Annotated in this window: 22 protein-coding genes; all 22 read right to left on the bottom strand. The window is 40.1% G+C overall.

Annotated features, from left to right (window positions below; genetic code table 11):
• Positions 1–178: 178 nt before the first annotated feature.
• Positions 179–931, bottom strand: a complete 753-nt coding sequence (locus ASL14_RS15160) for a GNAT family N-acetyltransferase (RefSeq protein WP_134912207.1) — start codon at positions 929–931, stop codon at positions 179–181.
• A gap of 1 nt (position 932) precedes the next feature.
• Positions 933–2,090: a dTDP-4-amino-4,6-dideoxygalactose transaminase gene (gene rffA / locus ASL14_RS15155; RefSeq protein ID WP_134912206.1), complete on the bottom strand. Its 1,158-nt coding sequence runs from the start codon at positions 2,088–2,090 to the stop codon at positions 933–935.
• Positions 2,091–2,135: 45 nt separating this feature from the next.
• Entirely contained in the window at positions 2,136–3,686 is a 1,551-nt protein-coding gene (locus ASL14_RS15150; RefSeq protein WP_134912205.1) for a glycosyltransferase family protein, read from the bottom strand.
• Positions 3,687–3,799: 113 nt separating this feature from the next.
• Complete coding sequence (locus ASL14_RS15145; RefSeq protein WP_134912204.1) at positions 3,800–4,945, bottom strand: DegT/DnrJ/EryC1/StrS family aminotransferase; 1,146 nt, start codon at positions 4,943–4,945, stop codon at positions 3,800–3,802.
• Between the two features lie 6 nt (positions 4,946–4,951).
• Positions 4,952–5,590: an acetyltransferase gene (locus ASL14_RS15140; protein WP_134912203.1), complete on the bottom strand. Its 639-nt coding sequence runs from the start codon at positions 5,588–5,590 to the stop codon at positions 4,952–4,954.
• A 12-nt stretch (positions 5,591–5,602) separates the two neighbouring features.
• The gene (gene neuC / locus ASL14_RS15135; protein WP_134912202.1) at positions 5,603–6,742 is read right to left on the bottom strand and encodes a UDP-N-acetylglucosamine 2-epimerase; all 1,140 of its coding nucleotides are present in this window, start codon (positions 6,740–6,742) and stop codon (positions 5,603–5,605) included.
• Positions 6,739–7,767 carry an N-acetylneuraminate synthase gene (gene neuB / locus ASL14_RS15130; RefSeq protein WP_134912201.1) on the bottom strand — a complete coding sequence of 343 codons (1,029 nt, stop codon included), beginning with the start codon at positions 7,765–7,767 and terminating at the stop codon, positions 6,739–6,741. Before neuB ends, neuC begins: the two co-directional genes overlap by 4 nt.
• A gap of 28 nt (positions 7,768–7,795) precedes the next feature.
• On the bottom strand, positions 7,796–8,503 hold the full coding sequence (locus ASL14_RS15125; RefSeq protein WP_223264003.1) for an acylneuraminate cytidylyltransferase family protein: 708 nt from the start codon (positions 8,501–8,503) through the stop codon (positions 7,796–7,798).
• Positions 8,500–9,519 (bottom strand): UDP-N-acetylglucosamine 4,6-dehydratase family protein, encoded by a 1,020-nt coding sequence (locus ASL14_RS15120; RefSeq protein ID WP_134912200.1) that lies wholly within the window; start codon positions 9,517–9,519, stop codon positions 8,500–8,502. The genes ASL14_RS15125 and ASL14_RS15120 overlap by 4 nt, the downstream gene beginning before the upstream one ends.
• A gap of 30 nt (positions 9,520–9,549) precedes the next feature.
• Positions 9,550–11,364 carry a motility associated factor glycosyltransferase family protein gene (locus ASL14_RS15115; protein ID WP_134912199.1) on the bottom strand — a complete coding sequence of 605 codons (1,815 nt, stop codon included), beginning with the start codon at positions 11,362–11,364 and terminating at the stop codon, positions 9,550–9,552.
• 122 nt (positions 11,365–11,486) lie between these two features.
• Positions 11,487–11,831 (bottom strand): hypothetical protein, encoded by a 345-nt coding sequence (locus tag ASL14_RS15110; RefSeq protein WP_134914554.1) that lies wholly within the window; start codon positions 11,829–11,831, stop codon positions 11,487–11,489.
• Entirely contained in the window at positions 11,831–12,214 is a 384-nt protein-coding gene (gene fliS, locus ASL14_RS15105) for a flagellar export chaperone FliS (protein ID WP_134912198.1), read from the bottom strand. The genes ASL14_RS15110 and fliS overlap by 1 nt, the downstream gene beginning before the upstream one ends.
• A gap of 14 nt (positions 12,215–12,228) precedes the next feature.
• Complete coding sequence (fliD, locus tag ASL14_RS15100) at positions 12,229–13,695, bottom strand: flagellar filament capping protein FliD (RefSeq protein WP_134912197.1); 1,467 nt, start codon at positions 13,693–13,695, stop codon at positions 12,229–12,231.
• A gap of 14 nt (positions 13,696–13,709) precedes the next feature.
• Positions 13,710–14,093, bottom strand: coding sequence for a flagellar protein FlaG (locus ASL14_RS15095; RefSeq protein ID WP_134912196.1), 384 nt, complete (start codon positions 14,091–14,093; stop codon positions 13,710–13,712).
• A gap of 172 nt (positions 14,094–14,265) precedes the next feature.
• Positions 14,266–15,039, bottom strand: a complete 774-nt coding sequence (locus tag ASL14_RS15090; RefSeq protein WP_134912195.1) for a flagellin N-terminal helical domain-containing protein — start codon at positions 15,037–15,039, stop codon at positions 14,266–14,268.
• A 1,044-nt stretch (positions 15,040–16,083) separates the two neighbouring features.
• Positions 16,084–16,317 (bottom strand): carbon storage regulator CsrA, encoded by a 234-nt coding sequence (gene csrA / locus ASL14_RS15085; RefSeq protein WP_134912194.1) that lies wholly within the window; start codon positions 16,315–16,317, stop codon positions 16,084–16,086.
• Positions 16,317–16,763 carry a flagellar assembly protein FliW gene (locus tag ASL14_RS15080; protein WP_134912193.1) on the bottom strand — a complete coding sequence of 149 codons (447 nt, stop codon included), beginning with the start codon at positions 16,761–16,763 and terminating at the stop codon, positions 16,317–16,319. Before ASL14_RS15080 ends, csrA begins: the two co-directional genes overlap by 1 nt.
• Before the next feature lie 82 nt (positions 16,764–16,845).
• The gene (flgL, locus tag ASL14_RS15075; RefSeq protein WP_134912192.1) at positions 16,846–17,754 is read right to left on the bottom strand and encodes a flagellar hook-associated protein FlgL; all 909 of its coding nucleotides are present in this window, start codon (positions 17,752–17,754) and stop codon (positions 16,846–16,848) included.
• A 24-nt stretch (positions 17,755–17,778) separates the two neighbouring features.
• Positions 17,779–19,359: a flagellar hook-associated protein FlgK gene (gene flgK, locus ASL14_RS15070; protein WP_134912191.1), complete on the bottom strand. Its 1,581-nt coding sequence runs from the start codon at positions 19,357–19,359 to the stop codon at positions 17,779–17,781.
• 15 nt (positions 19,360–19,374) lie between these two features.
• On the bottom strand, positions 19,375–19,875 hold the full coding sequence (locus ASL14_RS15065) for a flagellar protein FlgN (protein WP_134912190.1): 501 nt from the start codon (positions 19,873–19,875) through the stop codon (positions 19,375–19,377).
• 10 nt (positions 19,876–19,885) lie between these two features.
• Entirely contained in the window at positions 19,886–20,161 is a 276-nt protein-coding gene (gene flgM, locus ASL14_RS15060) for a flagellar biosynthesis anti-sigma factor FlgM (protein ID WP_014278436.1), read from the bottom strand.
• A 196-nt stretch (positions 20,162–20,357) separates the two neighbouring features.
• Positions 20,358–20,768, bottom strand: a complete 411-nt coding sequence (locus ASL14_RS15055; RefSeq protein WP_044648603.1) for a TIGR03826 family flagellar region protein — start codon at positions 20,766–20,768, stop codon at positions 20,358–20,360.
• Between the last annotated feature and the right edge of the window lie 320 nt (positions 20,769–21,088).

Below are 21,088 nucleotides of genomic sequence, written 5' to 3'. Positions count from 1 at the left end.
CATCATCCCTTCTCAAAATACTAAAATTATTCATAGATTCAAAATAACTCCTACGAATAACATACTAATTCTATAAAATACTTAATTATCCTTTATTCTAAGATTTCGTCCTAAACGTCTAGTGTTGGATCTATGAACGAGCCTTGAACAGCACCCTCATTATAAAAAGAGAGCACTGTCATCCTCTGGGGAAGCAAGGAAGGTTCATCTGCACATCTTCTTTCGACTCCCTCGTCCAATAATACCAACTTTCCATTTTTTGAATTCTATAACCACACTTTATATATAAATTCATAGCATTATAATTTCTACCTTGTGTCGAAACTAATAGTTGATCAATTGGCCTGGATTCAAGAAACACTTCTAACTCTGTTAGTAACTTCGTGCCTATTCCATGGCTTTGGTGCTTTAGATCAACTCCCAGAAGACCGATCCTTGCTTCTCTGTCGTTTAAATTTTCTTTAATTGTTACGAATCCAATAATTTCTCCATCCATCTTAAGAACAAGGCAATAATCATCAAATGAACCTAGAATAGACTTTTTCACCCACAACTTATATAATTTGTCCACCTTTTCTACATCAAAAATATGCTGATAACAAGAATATCTACTATCTTTAAATAATCCCGTCAGCTTATTTTGTAATAAAGGAAAGTCATGCTCCGTGGCAAATACAAGGGAACTTTCATTTTGCGCATTACTACCTATTCTAGTCTCAAATGTTACTTTAATATCAGCCATATGAAAATTTTCATTTTCCATAAATTGGATAGTTGTTATATCATCAATTTTACAAAGCGCTTGTACAAAGTCTAATTGATTAATTTCTATAAAATGTTGAAGATATGAGCTTGTAATTGGGGAAGTAGTTGAAACTTCTGCCATATTCATAGCAAAAAAAATAGAATCCCAATGCAAAAGCCTCAGCATTCTAGACCCCTCCGACTAAAGAAGAACTATACTGTAGAAAAAAATTATAAATACAATCTACAATCTGATTTATATCTGACTCTTCAATATTAAAATAGAGAGGTAATCTAATTAAACGTTCGCTCTCTCTAGTTGTGTAAACATCCTTACCAGTAAATGAACTATGCTTTAACCCTGCCTCGGAACTATGAAGCGGTACATAATGAAAAACAGCCATGATTTCATGTCTTCTCAAAAAATTTAACAGTTCAGTCCTTATTTCTAAATCTCTTACTTTAATATAAAATATATGAGCATTATGAGTAATTCCCAGAGGTATACAAGGTATGTCAATTAATTTCTCTTCACTCAGAGGCTTTAATCTTTTAAAATATAAATTCCAGCTTGCCAATCTATTTTTTGTAATCATCTCCGCGGCTTCAAGTTGTGCCAATAAAAAGGCAGTATTCAGTTCACTAGGGAGGTAGGAAGAACCTATGTTAACCCAAGTATACTTATCTACCTGACCTCTAAAAAATTTGGATCTGTTTGTCCCTTTCTCACGTATTATTTCAGCCTTCTCCACAAATCGGTCATCATTGACTAACAAAGCACCACCTTCCCCACAATGTACATTTTTGGTTTCGTGAAAGCTGATACATCCTAAATGACCAATAGTCCCGAGTTTTCTCCCTTTATATTCGCTAAGAATTCCTTGTGCAGCATCCTCTACAACTACCAAATTGTATCTATTCGCCAAATCTAAAATTTTATCCATATCACAAGCTACTCCAGCATAATGCACTGGGACAATTGCTTTTGTTTTATCTGTGATTGCATCTTCTATAAGATCTTCATTAATATTCATAGTATCCGGTCGAATATCTACGAACACAATCTTAGCTCCTCTTAGAACAAATGCATTAGCAGTGGATACAAATGTATAAGATGGCATGATAATTTCATCACCCTGTTGAATATCCAAGAGAATAGCAGCCATCTCCAGAGCATGTGTGCAAGAAGTCGTTATTAGCGTTTTTTTCACATTAAAAGTTCTATCAAACCAGTTTGCACATAGACGCGTAAATTCTCCATCCCCCGAAAGATGTCCACTAGAAAATGACTCTTTGATATACTCTCCTTCTTTACCTACTATTGCCGGAACATTGAAATCTATCATTATCATCTCTCATTTCAGCAAATTATGTGGTGAAGCCCATGCAGCTTAATAAAAGTGTGGTGATTTAGTCATAGTCTCTATGATCTCTCTCATAACCTTTTCACTGTCAAAGATTTCACTCGCCCTGTTTATTGCTACAGATTTTTCGTGTTCCCTAAACACAGGATTTTCCCAATTTTTTATAAATGTATTCACATCATCAAAACTGTTAATATGGTAGTACTCTCCTGCCGTGTGAGCAACATCCCCGAAGGCATATGTAAAAACGGGTAGCCCTTGCCGTAAAGCAATGGCTGCAGAAGTACCACCTCCAGATCGAACTGTGTTTAAATACGCGTCACACACTTCATAAACAGCGGCTAAATCCTTTTGAGCTCCGACATGAACAGATTGTTTATCAAGAGTGATATATCGATTCGTTATTTTTTTATAATTTTTAAGATCACCTATAAACATAATGCGGGCATGATCATTACATTTCAATAGATCGTCTAGTTCTGTTAAAAAAGAATCGTCTAGCTCCGTATCAAGGCGATTACCTACTACGGCCAATACAAAATTGTCCTCGCCTAACCCCCAATACTCTCTATGCATTTTAGTCTGCGGAGGCGTATATTTATAAGTAAACACACTTTCAATAACTGATTCCCGAGACCTATCTAATTCTTCTAGCGTGTTCAAATCTGCTGTGTTTATTTTTCTGGGCAAAATTGGAAATGTGCTCTCTGAGATGGGGAGATCATAAGCTAATGGCAGAGTGATAACAGGCACAAAATTAGAAAATAGGTCGGCGCTTACATTTGAGCCTGAGATGGATAAAACAAAGAGCGGCTTTAAATGCAATATCATTTGCATTAGCTCCATTATTTGGCTACCATTTGGCATTTCTTTTTGACATTGAAAGAATGGAATACTTAAATCTTCATACATTAGCTTGTCAGTTTGATTGTATCCCTCAACATAGTTAGATAGGACAGCTCCGAAATAAGGCGTGGCTATAGAGCGGGGCATGTCTGCCGTATTTATAAGGAAAATTTCTTTTTTGAGATTATATAAAGCTTTGCAATGATCTAGCGCTACTTGTGTTGGGCTATGTAACATAGAAAGCATCTGTCCAGCTACAACAACTACAAGATCTTGGTTGCGTTCTTCATAAGGAATCCAATTCGCCTCGTTTACAATTTGATTATTAAAATACTCAAAATATTTTCGATATATCCTTCTCAGTCTATTAGTGTTTTGCTCCGTTTTCAATTTAGGAGTAGTAAAAAGAAAGCTCGTAATTTGCCAGTAAACAAAATGGAGCACATCTATTCTTACTTCTTTCTCTATATATTCAAAAATATCATTCAAAAACTTCTGTTCCTTTGTACAGGTGAGTAAAAATGACGTTAAATATAGTCCCCAATTCTTATAATCTGATATCATTTGTTCGATTTCAGTTACTATCTCTTGACGACTATTTGAATTTATACTTTCAAAGTTTCCATTTAATTTGGTTAGTTCATGATCTAGTAATTTGTATACTTCCACATTTGATAATTTATCATTCGATAGTATTTTTTCTATTTCAAGCGTTTCTTTGGAACTACTCATTAGGAACCTCTTTTCATTTTTTCATTAGAGTTTACTTAGGGGAGCAAGATTAGAATTAAAAAGCGACGTAACAGCCCTCTTATGGGTGTATTTGGTATGAGTTCAACATATATTTATTGAAAAAATCCCTTCATTTGGTCAATTACAAAGCTCTGATCATCCACCGACATATTTGTTCCGGAGGGCAAACAAACTCCTTCTTCAAATAATTTTTTGCTAATATCCATACCGCTTTCATGAGTAAAATATATGGCATCCTTAAAGAGTGGCTGTAGATGAAGCGGCTTCCAGACTGGACGGGATTCAATGTTATCTTTTCCTAGATACCCTATTAAATCACTAACACTGCTGCCTAAGATTTCAGGATCTATTGTCATCGTTGTCAACCATCGAGTAGACTTGCCAAAGCTCTTTTCCGGCATAAATTGTATTCCATCAATTCCTGATAGTTCATAGCTGTACTTTTCAAAGACTTTTCGTTTCTGTTTAATGCGCTCGTCCAACACACGAAGTTGTCCTCTTCCTATACCAGCCAAGACATTGCTAAGACGATAATTAAAGCCTATATCCTCATGCTGATAATGGATCGCCTTTTCCCTCGCCTGAGTTGCGTAATGTCTGGCTCTACTTAGAGCTTCTACATCATCTGAAACAAGCATACCTCCGCCGGAAGTGGTAATAATCTTATTACCGTTAAAAGAAAGAATACCGAATTTCCCAAACGTTCCACTCATTTGCTTGCCATAAGATGCTCCGAGTGATTCTGCAGCATCTTCTACAATCGGCACCTCGTAATGGTCACATATTTTTTTTAACCGATCGTAGTCTGCACTCTGCCCGTACAAATTGACTATGACTACAGCTTTAGGCTTCCTTCCCTTATCCGCATAAGTCTTTAAAGCTCGCTCTAGCGCCTCAGGAGACATATTCCAACTGTCAGGTTCCGAATCAATAAAGACAGGAATCGCACCTTGATACAAGATCGGATTAGCACTGGCAACAAAGGTAAGAGAAGAACAAAAAACAACATCATCCTTTTCTACTCCAAGCAGTATCAAAGACAAATGAATGGCCGCCGTTCCGGAACTTAGGGCAACGGCCCCTCCACATCCTAAGTAACTTGCCACCTCTGATTCAAAACCGTCTACATTTTTGCCCAGAGGGGCAATCCAGTTCGTCTCGAAGGCCTCTGTGATATATTGTTGTTCAAACCCGCCCATATGCGGTGAAGATAAATAAATTCTATCTCGATTGGACATTTCGTTTCATCCCTTATCCTTATAGGTTTTTATTACTCTCGCCGGACAACCTACAGCTATAACGTTTTCTGGTAAATCACGAATGACACATGAAGCGGCACCGACGATGGTATCACACCCTACACGAACATCAGGAATAAGACTTGCACCTATTCCTATATGAGCACGGTATCCAATTTGAACTCCGCCTGCCATATGGACACCTGGGGAAATGTGAGCGAAATCTTCTATTCGGCAATCGTGATCTATGGTAGCTGTCGTATTAATAATGACATGCTCTCCAACGTACGCCTCAGCATTAATTACAGCATTAGGCATGACAACCGTCCCTTCGCCGATAGATGAACTCGGTGCAATTACAGCGCTTGGGTGAACAGCTGTTCCAAATTTGACATTAGCTAATTTTAATTGACTCACAATATTCATTCTAATTGTATTGTCCCCGATCGCTACAATGAATAGCGCTTCAGGATACTTGGACAAGAGTTGCACAATCTGGCCGATGTCACCTAAGATCGGCAAACCATTCCATTTTCCTACCTGACAGTAATCATCAAGGACTCCGATTATCTCTTCACCACGAGAACGTAAAATATCGATTACGACCTTGGCATGCCCTCCTGCTCCAAAAACGATATAGCTCAAGGCCAATCCCCCTTAATAGGTAATTGTCTTTTGAATAAGCTGATCTGACTTGGATGTTTGTTTCAATATATCCACGACAGAAGAACTCGTGTTGTCTTTACTGTATACATTGTCTACCGCTTTGATAATTTGCTGGAAAGGCTCAGACAAAACATATTCCAAGGCAGATGACAGTTCGGTCTCGTTGTCCATAATATCTATTGTATTGAGGGAGCGCTCCCTGCCTGCCTGACGAGTACCTATATTAATCACTGGAATGTGAAAAGATGCTGCTTCTATAATCCCTGATGAGGAATTTCCGATTAATACTTTTGCATTTTTCAACATCGTCAGATAATCAAGTTGCTCAAAGCTGGTTACAAAATGCATACCCCCTCTTGCAGCAAAACGATTATACACTTCCACAATAGCATCAGCTCCAGCATCCGAGTTCGGCATTACACAAATAACCTCACTCGCACCAGCTAAAAGAATTTCTAGCATCTTACCAAGCACAATCATATCCGCTTCTTCCGTGGTGACAGGATGATAAGCAAACAGCACATAATCGTTATCTATATTCAGATCGTATTTGCGTTTCGTCCTCTCTAGCTCAGGCAGGGATGTGTTCATCATCGTTTCAATTCTTGGAGCTCCTACGACATGGATCCTCCATGGTTCTTCACCAAGTCTGATTAGACGCTCTCTGCTTCCATTTGTAGCCACGAAGTGAATGTGAGCCAACTTACTGATCGCATGCCGAACAGACTCATCAATCGTGCCGGATACTTCTCCACCATGTAAATGAACAAGCGGAATGTTCATGTGAGAGGACACAATCGCAGCCGCAAGCATTTCTCCCCGATCTCCCAGTACGACGACGAAGTCCGGCTCGAGCGCTTCTATGGCCTGCGTCATTCCCATGATTGCTATTCCAATGGAACGGGACATATTGGCATGAGTAGAGCCTTGCAGCAGACAATCTACTTGAGCTGATACACGAAATCCGTCCTTTTTAATAGCGTCCAATGTGTATCCGTGTTGTGGAGATAAATGCATTCCTGTGACCAGTAGGTGGAGACCCAGAGCATGTTCATTCTCAATGGCCCGCAAAAGCGGATAATATATCCCATAGTCGGCCCGTGTTCCGGTAATCACTAAGACTTTTTTCATTGCACATCATCCCATGACAACAAATGATCTTCATGTACATCATTTATAAGCTGTTTTCCGATCAGATCAGTGTAATATTTAGGCTCTATTCCGGTTCCCGGACGCTTGATAACTAAATCTTCTTGAGTTATTAGCTGACCTGCTTTTTTATGCGTTGCCATCACAATACTTTTCCTTGCAACCGCCCTAGTACTTTCCTCAGAGGGCATACACCTTTTAATTCCATCCCCTAGGGCCTGCTCTACATTACGAATCGCAAGAACCATTCTGGAGAAATCAACAGGCTCCAGTGAAGCTTTATGGTCAGGACCTGGAAGTGTTCGATCCAGTGTAAAATGCTTTTCAATAATTCTCGCTCCCAGTGCTGAAGCCGCTATAGCGATCTCAATCCCCGCTGTATGATCGGAATATCCTGTGACCTTCTCAAAAGCTGTAGAAATGGTCTTCATGGCCAACAGATTCACATCTTCCAGAGGTGCCGGATAATCGGAGGTACAATGCAGTAATAGCACCTCACTGTTTTCAAATGCTTGTAATGATTCTCCAATCTCATCCAGATTGGACATTCCGGTAGATAAAATAATTGGGCGCCCATAGCTATCGAGCTTCTGAAGAAAGGGAATATTGTTCATATCTCCCGATCCAACTTTGAATGCATCGATATCAATTGAATTCAGAAACTCGGCGCTTTCTTCATCAAAAGGTGTAGAGAGAAAATCTATTCCTTTTTCCTCACAATACTTTTTCAAAAGAACAAAATCATCAAAGCTTAATTCCAGCTGTTTTAACATGTCCAGTTGACTTTCAGCCGAGTTCGTATTCTCTGTCTGATAATTAGCCTTCTGGGCGTACTTGGTTACTAGTTTTTCACTTTTAAAGGTCTGGAACTTCACTGCATCTGCGCCGCACAAAATCGCCTGATCAATACACTCGAATGCAAGATCCAATGATCCGTTATGATTTACGCCCACTTCTGCAATAATGTAGATGGAATGGCTGTCGTTATTCGATAAAAAATTTTGCATGTTATACTACTCCCTCCTATTGCGAGGATCACTTGTGATTGAATTCTCTCCAAAGAAACTCTGCCATTTTCAAATCAAACTCGTCATCTATGTCAACAGATCGTTCTTTAGGCATAATATAACCGCAATTATTACGTCCAACCAGGATGCTATTATTCATCAACAGATCTCTTTTTACGATATAAATTGCTCCGTTTAGAACATGTAGCTCTTTTAGATCTTGCCTCCTCAAATGCTCCCTTTCACCTTTCAGGTAGGACGTAAGCCGTCCGTTATCTATTTCCCTTAGTAGATAGGGTTGTACCCCGGACAAGGTGACACTTTGAAGTGAATCAGCCTGATTATCTAAAAATATTTTATACGCCTCTTTGATGTCCATGGCATTTCGCAGTGGAGATGTGGGCTGCAGCAGCATAATAACATCAAAAAATTGATTTTGCGTCTGCTCATAAAATTCAACTGCATGCTTCAATACATCAATGCTTTTGGCCTCATCGGTAGCCAGCTCAGCAGGCCTTATAAACGGAACAGCCGCTCCAGCTTGGCCTGACACACGAGCAATCTCTTTACTATCCGTTGTAACTACTAATTCGTCTACACAACCACTGTTTAGCGCGGCTTCAATGCTATATTGAATGAGCGGTTTATCATGTAATAATCTTATGTTTTTACCAGGCAAACCTTTTGATCCACCCCGCGCAGGAATAATCGCCAAACATTTGTGATTGCTCATCATACAATACCTTTTGTGAAGCCCAATTCATTCTGTTCGATAAGCTCCCGAATGGCTGTCTGGAAGATCTGTGGTGCAGTCTTTGAAGAATACTCTTGAGGAATCGCCCTTTGAAAACCTTCATATTCCTGCTCTACTGTATGAAATAACGAAGGAATAATATACATTTGTCCATTCTCCAACGCTCTTTCAGATTCCTCAAACGACATTAGTTCTTCATACAGCTTTTCTCCCGGCCGTATTCCAGACTCGATGACTTCACCCGAATAGATATTGCCAGTTGACTGTTCAAATGAATCGATCAAACATTGGGCCAAATCCGTGATTTTAAGAATCGGCATCTTGAGTACAAATACTTCTCCGCCTTGCGAATGATGCGCTGCATCTATTACCAGCTGAGCTGCTTGTGGGATAGACATCATAAATCGGGTCATCTCTGCATGTGTGACAGTCACCGGGATTCCTTTGGCAATCTGATCCCGGAATAACGGAATAACAGAACCCCTTGAGCCCATAACATTTCCAAAGCGGACACAAGAGAAAATGGTACGTTTACTCCCTTTGTACAAATTGGCCGCTGAAATCAAACGTTCTGATAGTAACTTCGTAGCTCCCATCGTATTCGTTGGATTTACTACTTTATCTGTGCTGATGGCTACTACTTTTTCTACATTATGCTCAATAGCCGCCTCTATTAAATTTTGTACACCTATGACATTCGTTTTCACTGCCTCCATAGGGTTGTACTCGCATGCAGGCACATGTTTAAGAGCAGCGGCATGAAAAATGTAATCTACATCCTCCATGGCATAACTGAGCCTCTGCTTGTCCCTGATATCGCCAATCAGATAACGGACATTCGTATATTCTTTTAATTCCTGCTGCAGATCAAACTGCTTGCTCTCATCTCTACTAAAAATCCGCAGAGCTTTTGGATTATAGGACAAAATATTACGTACAATTTCGCTTCCAATGGAGCCTGTACCGCCCGTAACCAGTACAATCTTGTTGTTGAACATAATAAACCTCCGGAATGTGAGACGATTAGTTTATATATCTGTATGGACTAGTACATCGCTATCTGTTTTTTTATTCAAACGGCGAATTGATTCCGAAAACATTTCTTCCAGTGTAGGAATTTGTTTTGTAATATCCTGCAACAGCTTACCAAGATGTTCATAGACTAGATCAGACTTACGAGTCAGCTGATGTTCTGTCACAATAACAGGAAGGACCTGATCAAAACGTGCAATTTCGATAGGCATAATAGACTCAAATATAGGCGAAAACCATTTCCTGTTGGCAATCCCTCCCCACATCTGCTCAATGGATTCAACCATATTCTGAGCCTTTGCAGGCTTAGTCCGGCTAAATTCACGTAATTTATTCATAAGCTTATGAATCGCCACAATCTCTGAACGTACATTAGACAGATCCTCAAGTGTTATTACCAGTTTTTCTCTGACATCATGTACCTTGTTCAAATCAACTACGATATTCTTTTTATTTATTAAATCAGCAATTGCATCAGAATCAATATGTTCAGAAGCCAACCATTCACATATCTCTTCCATGGGTTCAAATGGGGCACCCTCAATCACTGCACCATTGCGGGTTGAATTGACGAATTCAATCTTCGGCAGTGCACTAATCAAATTTTCGAGGCCATCCTTCATCAGAGAGAAACTTTCATCTGTAGCGTTGTATGTCCCCTTTACATTTAAAACTTTTTTAGGTGCTTCCTGCACTTTCTTACCTGTAGTCTCAGCTGCAAAGTGCTCTATTCCATCAGAATAAAATTTATTATCAGGAAACGACAGATCCTGTCCTGCGAGTATAATCCGTTTAGCCCCTAGACATGCTGCTGCTTGAATGGCCGTTCCTGCAACCGTTTCTGTAGGGGATATAAAGAGTTCATCCTGACTGAGTCCAAAGAAGTACTGGGACACAGCATCACTTTTCATAATACTATGAACTTTCTCTGCGCAGTTCTGATCAGAGATTTCATAGTAAGATGAAGAGGTGAATAATAAAGGCTGTTCCCTCGTTTCAGAAGAAGCAAAGATCTTCTTATTGACTGGATGACCATCCATAATGACAGCAAGATGAGGCCGTATTCCATGCTTTACTAATGCCTGAATGCTGGAACCTGCTGAAATGATTAATACATGAGGACGTAATTTCTTCAGCCATTCGATATCTTCCTGCAACGATGGTCCCGATGACACAACAACCGCAGTTGCACCCTCAAAAGCATAAAAAAGCTGCTCAATCGAAGGAGTATATAGTCCATCAGATAAATGATATAGAAAATTCCGCGTCCATTCTTCACGAAAACGATTCTCTGTATGCTTATCTATCAAAAAGCTCTGACGGTAATCCTGGAATTGCTCCTTTACTTTACGTAATATCTCCATATCATCTGATAAATACTTACGTAGTGCGACGAATGACAGATCCTCTAACATATAACTGCATAACATGTGAAACATCATATTAAGCTGGGATTCGCCAGTAGATAACCAATATAAATTGGGATGCCTCAGCAAAAGACTAAGATCGTATTCCGTCACTGCCTTCCGAAAAAGCTGCTCATCCGGCTCATACACAAACAGCCAATGATCTGGATACAATTCGAGGAGATCAGCAATACTGAGTCCCCTTTCAAATCCATATACAAAAATGATCTTTCCGTTTCCAATAGATCCTTCAACTGCACCAAGCCAAGCTGTATCCTTTTCAAAGGGCTCATTAAACAAATGTATAGATAGTTCATTGTCCGGTAGTTTATTTATTTTGCTTGCAACATGAGGAAACCTCTGTTTTAAAATTGTATGGTTTAATTGTAAATGAGACAAGGTCATACCACCGTTTCACATTAATATTTGTTAATTAGTATATCGGATTTACTCTTAATGGAATGAACCTTTTCACAAAAATACCCCCATTCTAATAATAGAATGAGGGACGTTGCATAAAGCATTTTTTATTTCCGGTGATCAATAAACAAACTATCCACGGCATAAGCTCGCCGATATGCATGCTGCTGTACACGAATGGCTCCACGTTTCTCTATCCAGTGCCCCGCCTCATCCTTTAGTATATGCATGCGCTGTAAGATCAACGAATCGTTATTTAGTATATCGCGAATTTTCTGCTTATCATTTTCTGTCATGGATGTTTGGTAGAGTTTCATCTGTTCTACAATACGCTGTCTTTGATCGGCAAACTGTTCAAATTCCTCTTCACTTAAATTCAGAAGGTTAGACAACACTGCTTCTGTCATATGTTGCAATTCATCAAGGAGAGCTTGCATATTAACAGCTGTCATCACACACTACCAACTACACCAGACATTTTCATTGCTTCCAACCAGGTTTCTCGTAGATCAGTCAAATGTTCCAGCACCTCTTGTGCAGGAGCGGCTATTTTGCTGACATTCGCCTCAATCAGCTCATGCAGCATATATTCGTACACTCGTAACAGATCATGAGAAAGTGGATAATCAAAATTCAAAGCAGATATCAGCTCGTGTACAATCGCTTGCGCTTTACACAAATTATTATTTGCTTTCTCGTTATCGTTATTCTCAATGCCCTCAACCCCTGCACGAACAAAACGAATAGCCCCATCGTACAGCATAATCAGCAGTTTAGGCTTGGAAGCGGTTTGCGCTTGAGTCTGCCGGTATTTTTGATAGGGTGTATTGATCAATTGTAAAACCTCCTTTATGACAACATACTTGTAAGACTGGAAGATGTGCTATTGTATTTGTTAATGGATGTCTCCATTGCGGTAAATTTTTTATAATAATTGGTTTCCATTAAAGTTAAACGGCTTGTCATATCGCTGATCCGACGGTCAAGGCTCGACAATTGCTCTCCCATTGAGCTCGTAGAAAGAAATGCAGCGGTTAGATCAGAACTAACTTTTGATGTACCCGCAGTATCCGCCATTTTTTGAAGTGAAGCATTCGAAATTTTCTTTAGTTTAGCAAGAACACCGTCTTGCTGTGTATATTTATTAGTTAGCGCCGTGCTTGGATCCTGTTTTCCAAAAAAATTAGAGATAACATCCGGATCTTTTTCTACTGCTGCACGCAATTTGTCTGCATCTAAAATAAGCTTACCTTTGGTAGCATACGTACCCGTAGTGATCCCAAGCTCAGACATCATTAAGGGCTTATTCTTACCATCCGCATCAACTCTGCCGATATCTACACCTTGAATCATAGCATTACGCATTTCAGATAATGTATCCTGCAGCATAGCATCATTTCTAAGCATGCCACTCTTTGCCTTCGTTGTCCACAACTTGACTTCATCATCACTCATACCCGCTTTTTGTTCCGTTGTAAGCGGGGCGTATTTTTTATATCTCTCCTCACCAACCTTGCTATTGAGGGTAGCGAGAACATCATTATAAGCATCGACAAAGCTTTGAATATTTTCGACGATCTTATCGGTATCTTTGGTAGCTTCTATTCTTGTTGCAGCACCACCTGCTGTCTTAAGTGTAATATCAACACCATTTATTGTAAAGTTATTGGAAGACTTCGTTACGTCTAGCCCATTTACTTTTAATACAGCATCAGTTCCGTTCGTTAATGCAAGGCTAAATGCACTATTGATTTGAGAATCAATAGTAAATGCTTGCGAGCCGGTAGTTTTACTTGTTAATGACAAACCAGATTTAGCATCATATAGGGCAGTTACCCCTGTCTTACTATTATCGTTGATCTTCTTGACAAACGATTCAATGGTTTCATTTGCATCCACATCAATAGTAGCACTACCAACTTGGACCGTACGAGCTGCACCATCTGCGAACGCCAGCCCACTGCTCGCCTTTTCGGTCCATGTACTTGAAACTGATTTTGCCGCAGTGGCCAAACTTGTCACCGAAATATCCAACACTCCACTAGCAGAAGAAGAAGCCGTTGCAGACAATGCGTCGCTGTTACCCGTTACTGTTACTTTCTGCGGATTTATTGCTGCGCTACGGGTCAGACTAGTTAATTTATCTTGAAATGAAACTATCTTGGTGCTACTCTCACGATAGTTTTCCCGTTTCCATTCCATTAATTGTTTCTGCTGATTCAATTTGTCGAGCGGTATACGCTCAGCTGTCATCAGCTTTTTGACCATTGCATCAATATCCATACCTGAGGCTAGACCACTTATTCTTGTTACCATAATTGTATGTCCCCCTATACTTTTTTATCGATAATGATTCCTGCAATTTCCATCATTCTAGCCGCTATATCCAAAATTTTTTCAGGAGGTACCTCACGAATCAGATCGCCAGTTTCCTTGTTCATCACTTTTATCATGATTGCATGCGTCTTTTCATGCACGGATATTTCAAACGTCTTCTGTGGGCCTTGAATAGCATCAATTACTTTCTGTAGCTCCAAAACTGCTTCCTCATGTGTCGACTGTTTCTGTGCAGTACCACCTCTATTGGTTGTTTGGACAGCATCTTGTGCAGCAGAATAATTGGTTTCGGCATCTGAAGGGGCTTCACGTTTTATTCCTGCTGATTGCTGAATCGGCAACAGATTCCCACTACCACGGGATATCATTGAGTCCATAGAATAACCTCCATTAATAGTTTTAGACACAATAAAGCCGTTCTGTATTTGAAATGCTCATACATTATATATCGGTAAATGAGTGCAATTATTTACGAAAAAACTAAAATAAAAGCAAAAAAAGATCCTGCGAGAAGCAGGATCTTTTTTTGTAAACTTATGTCGTTTAAAATTAACGCAACAACGACAGTACGCCTTGTGGTGCGGAGTTTGCTTGTGACAGCATGGATTGGGAAGCTTGCAGCAAGATGTTGTTTTTGGACAGAGTAACCATTTCTTTTGCCATGTCAGTATCACGAATACGGGATTCGGAAGCTGTCAGGTTTTCTACAGTTGTGCCCAAGTTATTGGAAGTATATTCCATACGGTTTTGCATAGCACCAAGATTCGCACGTTGCTTAGCAACTTTTTCAATTGCATCTGTTGTCTGAGACAAAGTTACTGCCGAAGTAAGGCCACGGAAGCCAGTGGAATCAATACCTTTAACAGTAATTACGAACTTGTTATCATCAGCTTGGATTTTAACACCTGCTCCGCCGGAAATTGCAATACCATTGAATTTAGTGTTGGACAGAATTGCGTCAATTTGACTACCCAATTGACCAAGTTCTGCTTTGATGTTGGATTTATCGCCAGCACTGTAAGTATCATTGGCTTGTTGAACGCTCAGTTCTTTCATACGAGTCAGCATGGAGGATACTTCGTTCATTGCACCTTCAGCTGTTTGTGCGAAAGAGATACCATCTTGAACGTTACGTTGCGCTTGTTCCAGACCACGGATTTGACCGCGCATTTTCTCGGAAATGGAGAGACCAGCAGCATCGTCAGCTGCACGGTTGATACGCAGACCCGAAGACAATTTTTCCATGTTTTTGCTTGCTGCCGTGTTGTTCAATTGCATGTTACGGTGTGTATTTACTGCTGGTAAGTTGTGATTGATAATCATTTTATATTTCCTCCCTGAAATGGTTTGATTCCCACGTCCTTGTGGTATAAGCGTCTTCACAGGTCGGCCGCCCTGAAGAATTACCGCTCTAAAATATATATCGACTCTATGATGAGAATTGTTTATAGCATTTCGTATTTTTTTAGAAATAATTTCTTAGAAGGTCCATCCTTATTATTTCCGTTCTAAGTCAATAATTTTCATTATATACCAATGATTATATTGAAGATGTAATCATTTTCATATAAAAGGAGATGTAACTATGTATCGTAAGTTTATTTCGCTTGTAATCATCTTTCTCCTCATCAGTGTTACCACCTCATCGTTCACTCGCGCTGCTTCCAACTACTCCTATGATCATGTCACTCTCCCCACCAATTCTGCTAACAACAAAAATTCATTCTCTGCTGTCACGTATGATGTGTATAATACGACATCTGATAATGCCATCTTCTTCAATAATGGAAATGCTATTCAAGGCATATAACAGCCGAAGGAGAGAATCGTTGGTACTATACTCACGTTGACAAAGCAAATAAACTGACTACTTCCTTATTTCTAGGTTCCTCCACAACGATCGATTACGACCTATATCTTTATAAAACAATGAGAGCACAGCAACGATAACTCAAGTATCCCATTCCACCAAAGGTGGGAATCTATACGAACAGTTGAGTTATATAGCTGAAACCAGATATTACTTTATTCAGATTCATTCCTATAAAGGGTTTGACTCTGTCAATCCATTTACAGTCGTCGCAGGTCTATCTGACAGCTATGATGCTAATGAACCGGATGACAACCCTTTTTTCGCCAAAAATCAAGGTTCCTCTAACTTCAACAGCAATCAGACCATCGATAACTTATATGACGAGGATTGGACAAAAATTAAAATAACAGGCAACACAGGGGTTCGTATCATTAGAGCATAACAGTAATAACTCATAATGGACTTTTGAGATAGTTTATGTATAATACGAAAAAAGCTGACAATCTACTTGTGTCAGCTTTTTCCAATGAATATGTGCCACGAATATTTGCAACTCAGGACTTTCTCTCTTCCATCTCCAACATTGCACTTTGAATGGCATTCGAATCCATAACTGCACTTTGATTATTTTGCTGAATAGCTTCAAAGACTTCTTTTCGGTAAATATCGATTTCCTTAGGAGCAGAAATACCAATTTTCACATTGTCCCCTTCCACGGAAAGAACAGTAATGACGATATCATTCTGAATCACAATGGAATCACCCTTTTTACGCGTTAATACGAGCATCAGGACTCACCGCCTTTGCTGGACTCTATTCCATTCCATAATGGATGCTTAATTGTATAGTCTGTATTCTGCAAAACGATTTGCTTTCCTGTTCGCTGCTCAATGTTAAAAATTAAAGGCGCGAGCAAATTAACCGTCGTTTTGGATTGATCACTGTTCCAAGTGCAAATGCATCGTACCGTTATCTGTTCCAGACTGGTAATTCCAACATCCTCAAGTGCATCATCAGACAACTCAAATTCATAATTATCAAAGAAATCGAATGGATTTACAGTAATAAAAATAGTAGCAGGCTGTTCTACTGCACTGAAAAGACTAAATAATTCATTATGCTCCTGTAGTTGAAATTCCCGAAGTTGTTCAAAGCCCGGTATTCCTTTTGGAAACACATAAAGAACGGTGTTTGTATCTTGGTTTTCTTCTTCTATTTTCTGTTTTGGGGTCATTAGTAACTCCTCCTATAGATAGTAACAAAAAAGCTACGGACCACTCGTCCATAGCTTCAAGTAACAATGTCAAAGATAAAAATCAACTCATAAAGTCCATCAGAGATGGCTGCATGATCTTGGCAGATGATTTCAAGGCAGCCTCATAGATAGTTTGGGCAGATGTAGCTTGAATCATCAGACTAGCAACATCTGCATCCTCAGTTTTGGCTTGAAGTGTCGTCAAATTCAAATTACGATCATCTAAACGGGCTTGTACCAATTCAACCCGGTTCGTGCGTGCACCTACTTCAGACAAACTTGTTTGCATTTTGGTAAAACGGGATTCAATGCTTGAAAGTTGACTTGATATTGCTGTACTATTCCCACTGGTTAATGCGTTGGATAATGCATCCATGACCTTAAAAACATTATCGGCATCTGTCGATTTCCCGAAAAAATCGCTGCCTGACGTATTTACCCGAAATGCATCTTGATCCCCAATCGCATAACTAACTGCACCTTGATCCGGATTAATCTGATCATAACTCGTGACCGTTGCTGATAGCTGATACGGCGCCTGATCATAATTTTGCCCATTGAAAACATACTTCCCACGAAGCTGGCTGTTACCAATATTCATCATTTGCTCTTTTAGTTGGTCGACTTCCAGCTTAATGGAATCCAAGGCGGATTGAGGAAGTGTTTCACTTGAAGCCTGAACTGTCAACTCTTTGAGACGCTTCATTACATCACTGCTCTGTTGCATGGTGGTATCAGTAAAATCTAACCAACTAACAGCTGCGTCTGAATTGGTTTTGTATTGCTCATTAGAAGCCAACTCGGCTCTGTAACGCAGTGCATAGGTTACTCCTACAGGGTCATCTGAGGGCTTATTCAGCTTACGACCAGTCGAAATCTGGTTTTCCAATTTACTTGTATTATTGTTATTCCGATTCAGGTTACTGAGCAGTTGCATATTGGTCATCCCTGAGGTTACTCGAATTGGCATAACTTACTCCACCTTCTCATTATACTATAGACCTACGCGGCCTGTACCATTAATCAGCTTGTCCAACAGTTGGTCAAATGTAGTCATGAACCGGGAGGCTGCACTATAGGCATGCTGAAATTTAATCATATTGGACATCTCTTCATCCAATGACACCCCGCTGACCGACTGACGATTCATGTCCACTTGCTCGGTCAATAGCTGTGCATTTTGCGATTGGCGCTCTGCTTCCTGAGTTTGAACACCTAATTGTCCTACAATTGAGCTGAAAAAGTCATCTACCGTGGTAGACTGGGCTTGAGTGGTATTAAAGCCAAACTTCACATTTTTCAGGTTCGCCATTGCCAACGCCAAAGCATTGTTACCTACGGTTACCTTCTCATTCGCCGTACCCGTTCCATCTACCCGCAAAGAGCTGGAAATTTTATTGGGATCATCTTGAATATCCTTATTCAGCGTAATATTACCTGCTGTAATGGCAGCCCCATCTTTGGAGGTGAAGAACGCCCCACCTTTTTGCGGTGTCGTGCCACTAAGCGTGTATCCTAGCTGGTGAAGGCCATTAATCCCTTGTACGGTTACTTTTAAATCAGCCGTCAAGGTTCTATTGTTATTCGCATTCGAGTAAGTGACTGCTGTATTATTGGCACCCGAATTCAGTACCGTTCCCTCGGGTAGAACCGTACCTGCAGGTAAAGTAATTTCAATGTTGCCATTTGCCAACGTATTAGCCAACTGGTCCATCTGACTCTTGTAATCCGATACATATTTATCCCGGGATAGAATCATACCGTATACTTCGCCACCGGTTAATGTCCCTCCCTGATATGCAGCCTCAAGGCCAGCCGCCGTAACAGCAGTTACCTCTGTACCCGCAACAGCTACTTGTCCAGCCACCGTTACCTGATAGCCGTTATCCAACTGAGTTACCTGCACATTCGCAAGTTTGGACAACTTATCAATCGCATAATCCCGCTGATCCCGCAAATCATTCGGGTTATCTCCAATTTGCTCCAACTTATAGATATTACCATTCAAATCCGCTACAGACTGCAATAATGAGTTCATCTCAGTTGTTTTTAATGTGACGTTACTAGTCAAATCAGAACTGAGTGCATCCAACTGTTTGCTAGCCTGATTCAAAGCATCTGTCAGAGCAAGCGTAGTCTCTTTTACAATTTTGCGATTCGTAACATCCTGAGGATCTTGGCTCAGATCGGACCATGCATCCCAAAAGTTATCCATGACCTTGCGGATCCCCGTATCCGAGGGTTCGTTCATAATGGTCTCAAGCTTGTTCAGCGTATCATAACGGATATCCCAGCCACCTTGAGAAGAACTTTCGTTACGGTACTGGTCATCCAGAAATGTCTGACGAACACGCTCAATAGCGGTAAATTCAACCCCTGTACCCATCTGACCTCTTACAACAGAACGATTCAAACCATACGCCTCCATAGATTCAGAGGCTTTCATACTTACCACTTGTCTGGAATAACCAGCTGTGTTGGCATTGGAAATATTGTGTCCGGTTGTGTTTAGTGCTGCCGTTTGCGTATTTAAGCTTCTTCTCGCTGTTTCTATACCATGAAATGTTGAGGTCATGTTTTCCTCCTTCTATTAGGCGCGTGTATCAAATAGGCCCGCCGTCACAGTTGATATACTTTTATCAGCCGGGCGCTGGTAAGTCGCTTCCGATTCCGCATAATATGACATACTCTCAATGGAAAAATCGATATAGGAAATCGCCTGCTGTATAAGCTGTTGATTCAATTCATTTAGTTTCTTCAATTCCTGAAGGGTATCCGCCAAATTTTTTTGAATTTGAAGGAGGCGCTGCTTGTCATTTACATCAAACACGAGACGTGACAATTCCGTAATATTGAGATTCAACTTGGACTTAATACCACGTTCCTGCAAAAATTCATATGCTGCCTGCATACGTCGTTCATCCAGCTGCTCAATATTTCTGGAAAGCTTCGATTCCTGATTCATTACTAAAATGAGCTGATCTACCTTATTGGATATCAGCGCTTCTTTTTTTTGAGTTCCTAATGCAATCAACTGCTCGTGAGCCTCTCTAAGCTGCTCTAGCACATCAATCAAACGCTCTAAAGGCATATTCCTTCACCTAGCTTTCAGAAGATTGCTTGAAGTAAGGTAACAGCTTCTCTGCAATTTTGTCTGCATCCACACGATAGGTTCCAGAAGCTACTTGCTGCTTAAGCTCCTGAATCTTTTTAACGCGGTCTGCGTCACTGCTGCGGTTCAGCATTTCCATTGCTTCCGGGGAAATCGAGACCTCGTCCTTGCGGCGGGATTTCTTTTGTTCCTCTTGGCGTCCTGCTTCAATATTTCGTTGATATGGATTAATAGCTCCGATGCGGTTGGTCTCGTTAATTTTCATAACTTCCACCTTCCTTAGTTATTTGATATGGTCAGAATGTATCAGACGACATAGCGTCGAACATGGTTCGTATTATGCCTTACTTCTTTATTTTGTGCATGGTTGCTAAAAATAAAAAAACCGATAAGCTCTATAAAGATTATCGGCGGTATTTGAAACTTTTTGAATAGCTGAATGCGTTTTTAATTCCCCTGTACTACTTTCCACGAAGTTTATCAATCGCGCTGTAGGTACCTGAGCCCATATTATTACTTTGATCCTGATTACTACTTTCGCGTACAGCCTGATGCAGGTCTTTAGTCAGACGTGTTCGACAAGAATCGCACATATGCCCTTCACGAATCGGTATCCCGCATACCTCGCAAGGATACGTCATATTGGGCGCATTAGCAATGGAAATACGTCCCTCACGTATAAATGTTGTAATTTGCTTTACGGATACCTCAGTAGCCTCTGAAAGCTCATGCATATGAATGCCCTTATTTTCACGTATATGTTTGACACAACGTTCGTATTCAATTTCAATTTCTTTAATACAGTTCTGACAGATTCCCCTGACGTTCTTAATAAACAGCTTTCCACAGCGAGGACAGTTATCCAAGTTCATGCTCTGCAGCGCCCCTTTCCTGTTTCCGGTCTCGTATTAGTGTATCCTTACATTACCTTATACCTAAGAGCCTCGTCTAGCGAATATTTTAAAAAAAGAGTGATAGATTTTACACAATTGCACATTTTGTACGATATCATAATAAAGGTACAGAATTCTAATGTACTCTGTATTAAGAAACGCAACAAGAAAACCAAACATTTAAATCCCACACCAGCTAATGGGCCATAACCTAACATTAAAATTTTTCTTACATATATATAATGATATGCAATTCGTATGTAACCTAAGGAGACAAATGATTTCTGCCAGATCAATCC

The sequence above is a fragment of the Paenibacillus sp. IHB B 3084 genome (genome assembly GCF_001447315.1).
Lineage (GTDB): Bacteria > Bacillota > Bacilli > Paenibacillales > Paenibacillaceae > Paenibacillus.
This window is presented reverse-complemented; position numbering and strand designations above follow the sequence as displayed.

What these genes read in the sequence shown, in the direction of transcription:
- ASL14_RS15160 (WP_134912207.1), bottom strand. Translation starts at nt 931, where the DNA reads ATGCTGAGGCTTTTGCATTGGGATTCTATTTTTTTTGCTATGAATATG.
- rffA (WP_134912206.1), bottom strand. Translation starts at nt 2,090, where the DNA reads ATGATAGATTTCAATGTTCCGGCAATAGTAGGTAAAGAAGGAGAGTAT.
- ASL14_RS15150 (WP_134912205.1), bottom strand. Translation starts at nt 3,686, where the DNA reads ATGAGTAGTTCCAAAGAAACGCTTGAAATAGAAAAAATACTATCGAAT.
- ASL14_RS15145 (WP_134912204.1), bottom strand. Translation starts at nt 4,945, where the DNA reads ATGTCCAATCGAGATAGAATTTATTTATCTTCACCGCATATGGGCGGG.
- neuC (WP_134912202.1), bottom strand. Translation starts at nt 6,742, where the DNA reads ATGAAAAAAGTCTTAGTGATTACCGGAACACGGGCCGACTATGGGATA.
- neuB (WP_134912201.1), bottom strand. Translation starts at nt 7,767, where the DNA reads ATGCAAAATTTTTTATCGAATAACGACAGCCATTCCATCTACATTATT.
- ASL14_RS15125 (WP_223264003.1), bottom strand. Translation starts at nt 8,503, where the DNA reads ATGATGAGCAATCACAAATGTTTGGCGATTATTCCTGCGCGGGGTGGA.
- ASL14_RS15120 (WP_134912200.1), bottom strand. Translation starts at nt 9,519, where the DNA reads ATGTTCAACAACAAGATTGTACTGGTTACGGGCGGTACAGGCTCCATT.
- ASL14_RS15115 (WP_134912199.1), bottom strand. Translation starts at nt 11,364, where the DNA reads ATGACCTTGTCTCATTTACAATTAAACCATACAATTTTAAAACAGAGG.
- ASL14_RS15110 (WP_134914554.1), bottom strand. Translation starts at nt 11,831, where the DNA reads ATGACAGCTGTTAATATGCAAGCTCTCCTTGATGAATTGCAACATATG.
- fliD (WP_134912197.1), bottom strand. Translation starts at nt 13,695, where the DNA reads ATGGTAACAAGAATAAGTGGTCTAGCCTCAGGTATGGATATTGATGCA.
- ASL14_RS15095 (WP_134912196.1), bottom strand. Translation starts at nt 14,093, where the DNA reads ATGGACTCAATGATATCCCGTGGTAGTGGGAATCTGTTGCCGATTCAG.
- ASL14_RS15090 (WP_134912195.1), bottom strand. Translation starts at nt 15,039, where the DNA reads ATGATTATCAATCACAACTTACCAGCAGTAAATACACACCGTAACATG.
- csrA (WP_134912194.1), bottom strand. Translation starts at nt 16,317, where the DNA reads ATGCTCGTATTAACGCGTAAAAAGGGTGATTCCATTGTGATTCAGAAT.
- ASL14_RS15080 (WP_134912193.1), bottom strand. Translation starts at nt 16,763, where the DNA reads ATGACCCCAAAACAGAAAATAGAAGAAGAAAACCAAGATACAAACACC.
- flgL (WP_134912192.1), bottom strand. Translation starts at nt 17,754, where the DNA reads ATGCCAATTCGAGTAACCTCAGGGATGACCAATATGCAACTGCTCAGT.
- flgK (WP_134912191.1), bottom strand. Translation starts at nt 19,359, where the DNA reads ATGACCTCAACATTTCATGGTATAGAAACAGCGAGAAGAAGCTTAAAT.
- ASL14_RS15065 (WP_134912190.1), bottom strand. Translation starts at nt 19,875, where the DNA reads ATGCCTTTAGAGCGTTTGATTGATGTGCTAGAGCAGCTTAGAGAGGCT.
- flgM (WP_014278436.1), bottom strand. Translation starts at nt 20,161, where the DNA reads ATGAAAATTAACGAGACCAACCGCATCGGAGCTATTAATCCATATCAA.
- ASL14_RS15055 (WP_044648603.1), bottom strand. Translation starts at nt 20,768, where the DNA reads ATGAACTTGGATAACTGTCCTCGCTGTGGAAAGCTGTTTATTAAGAAC.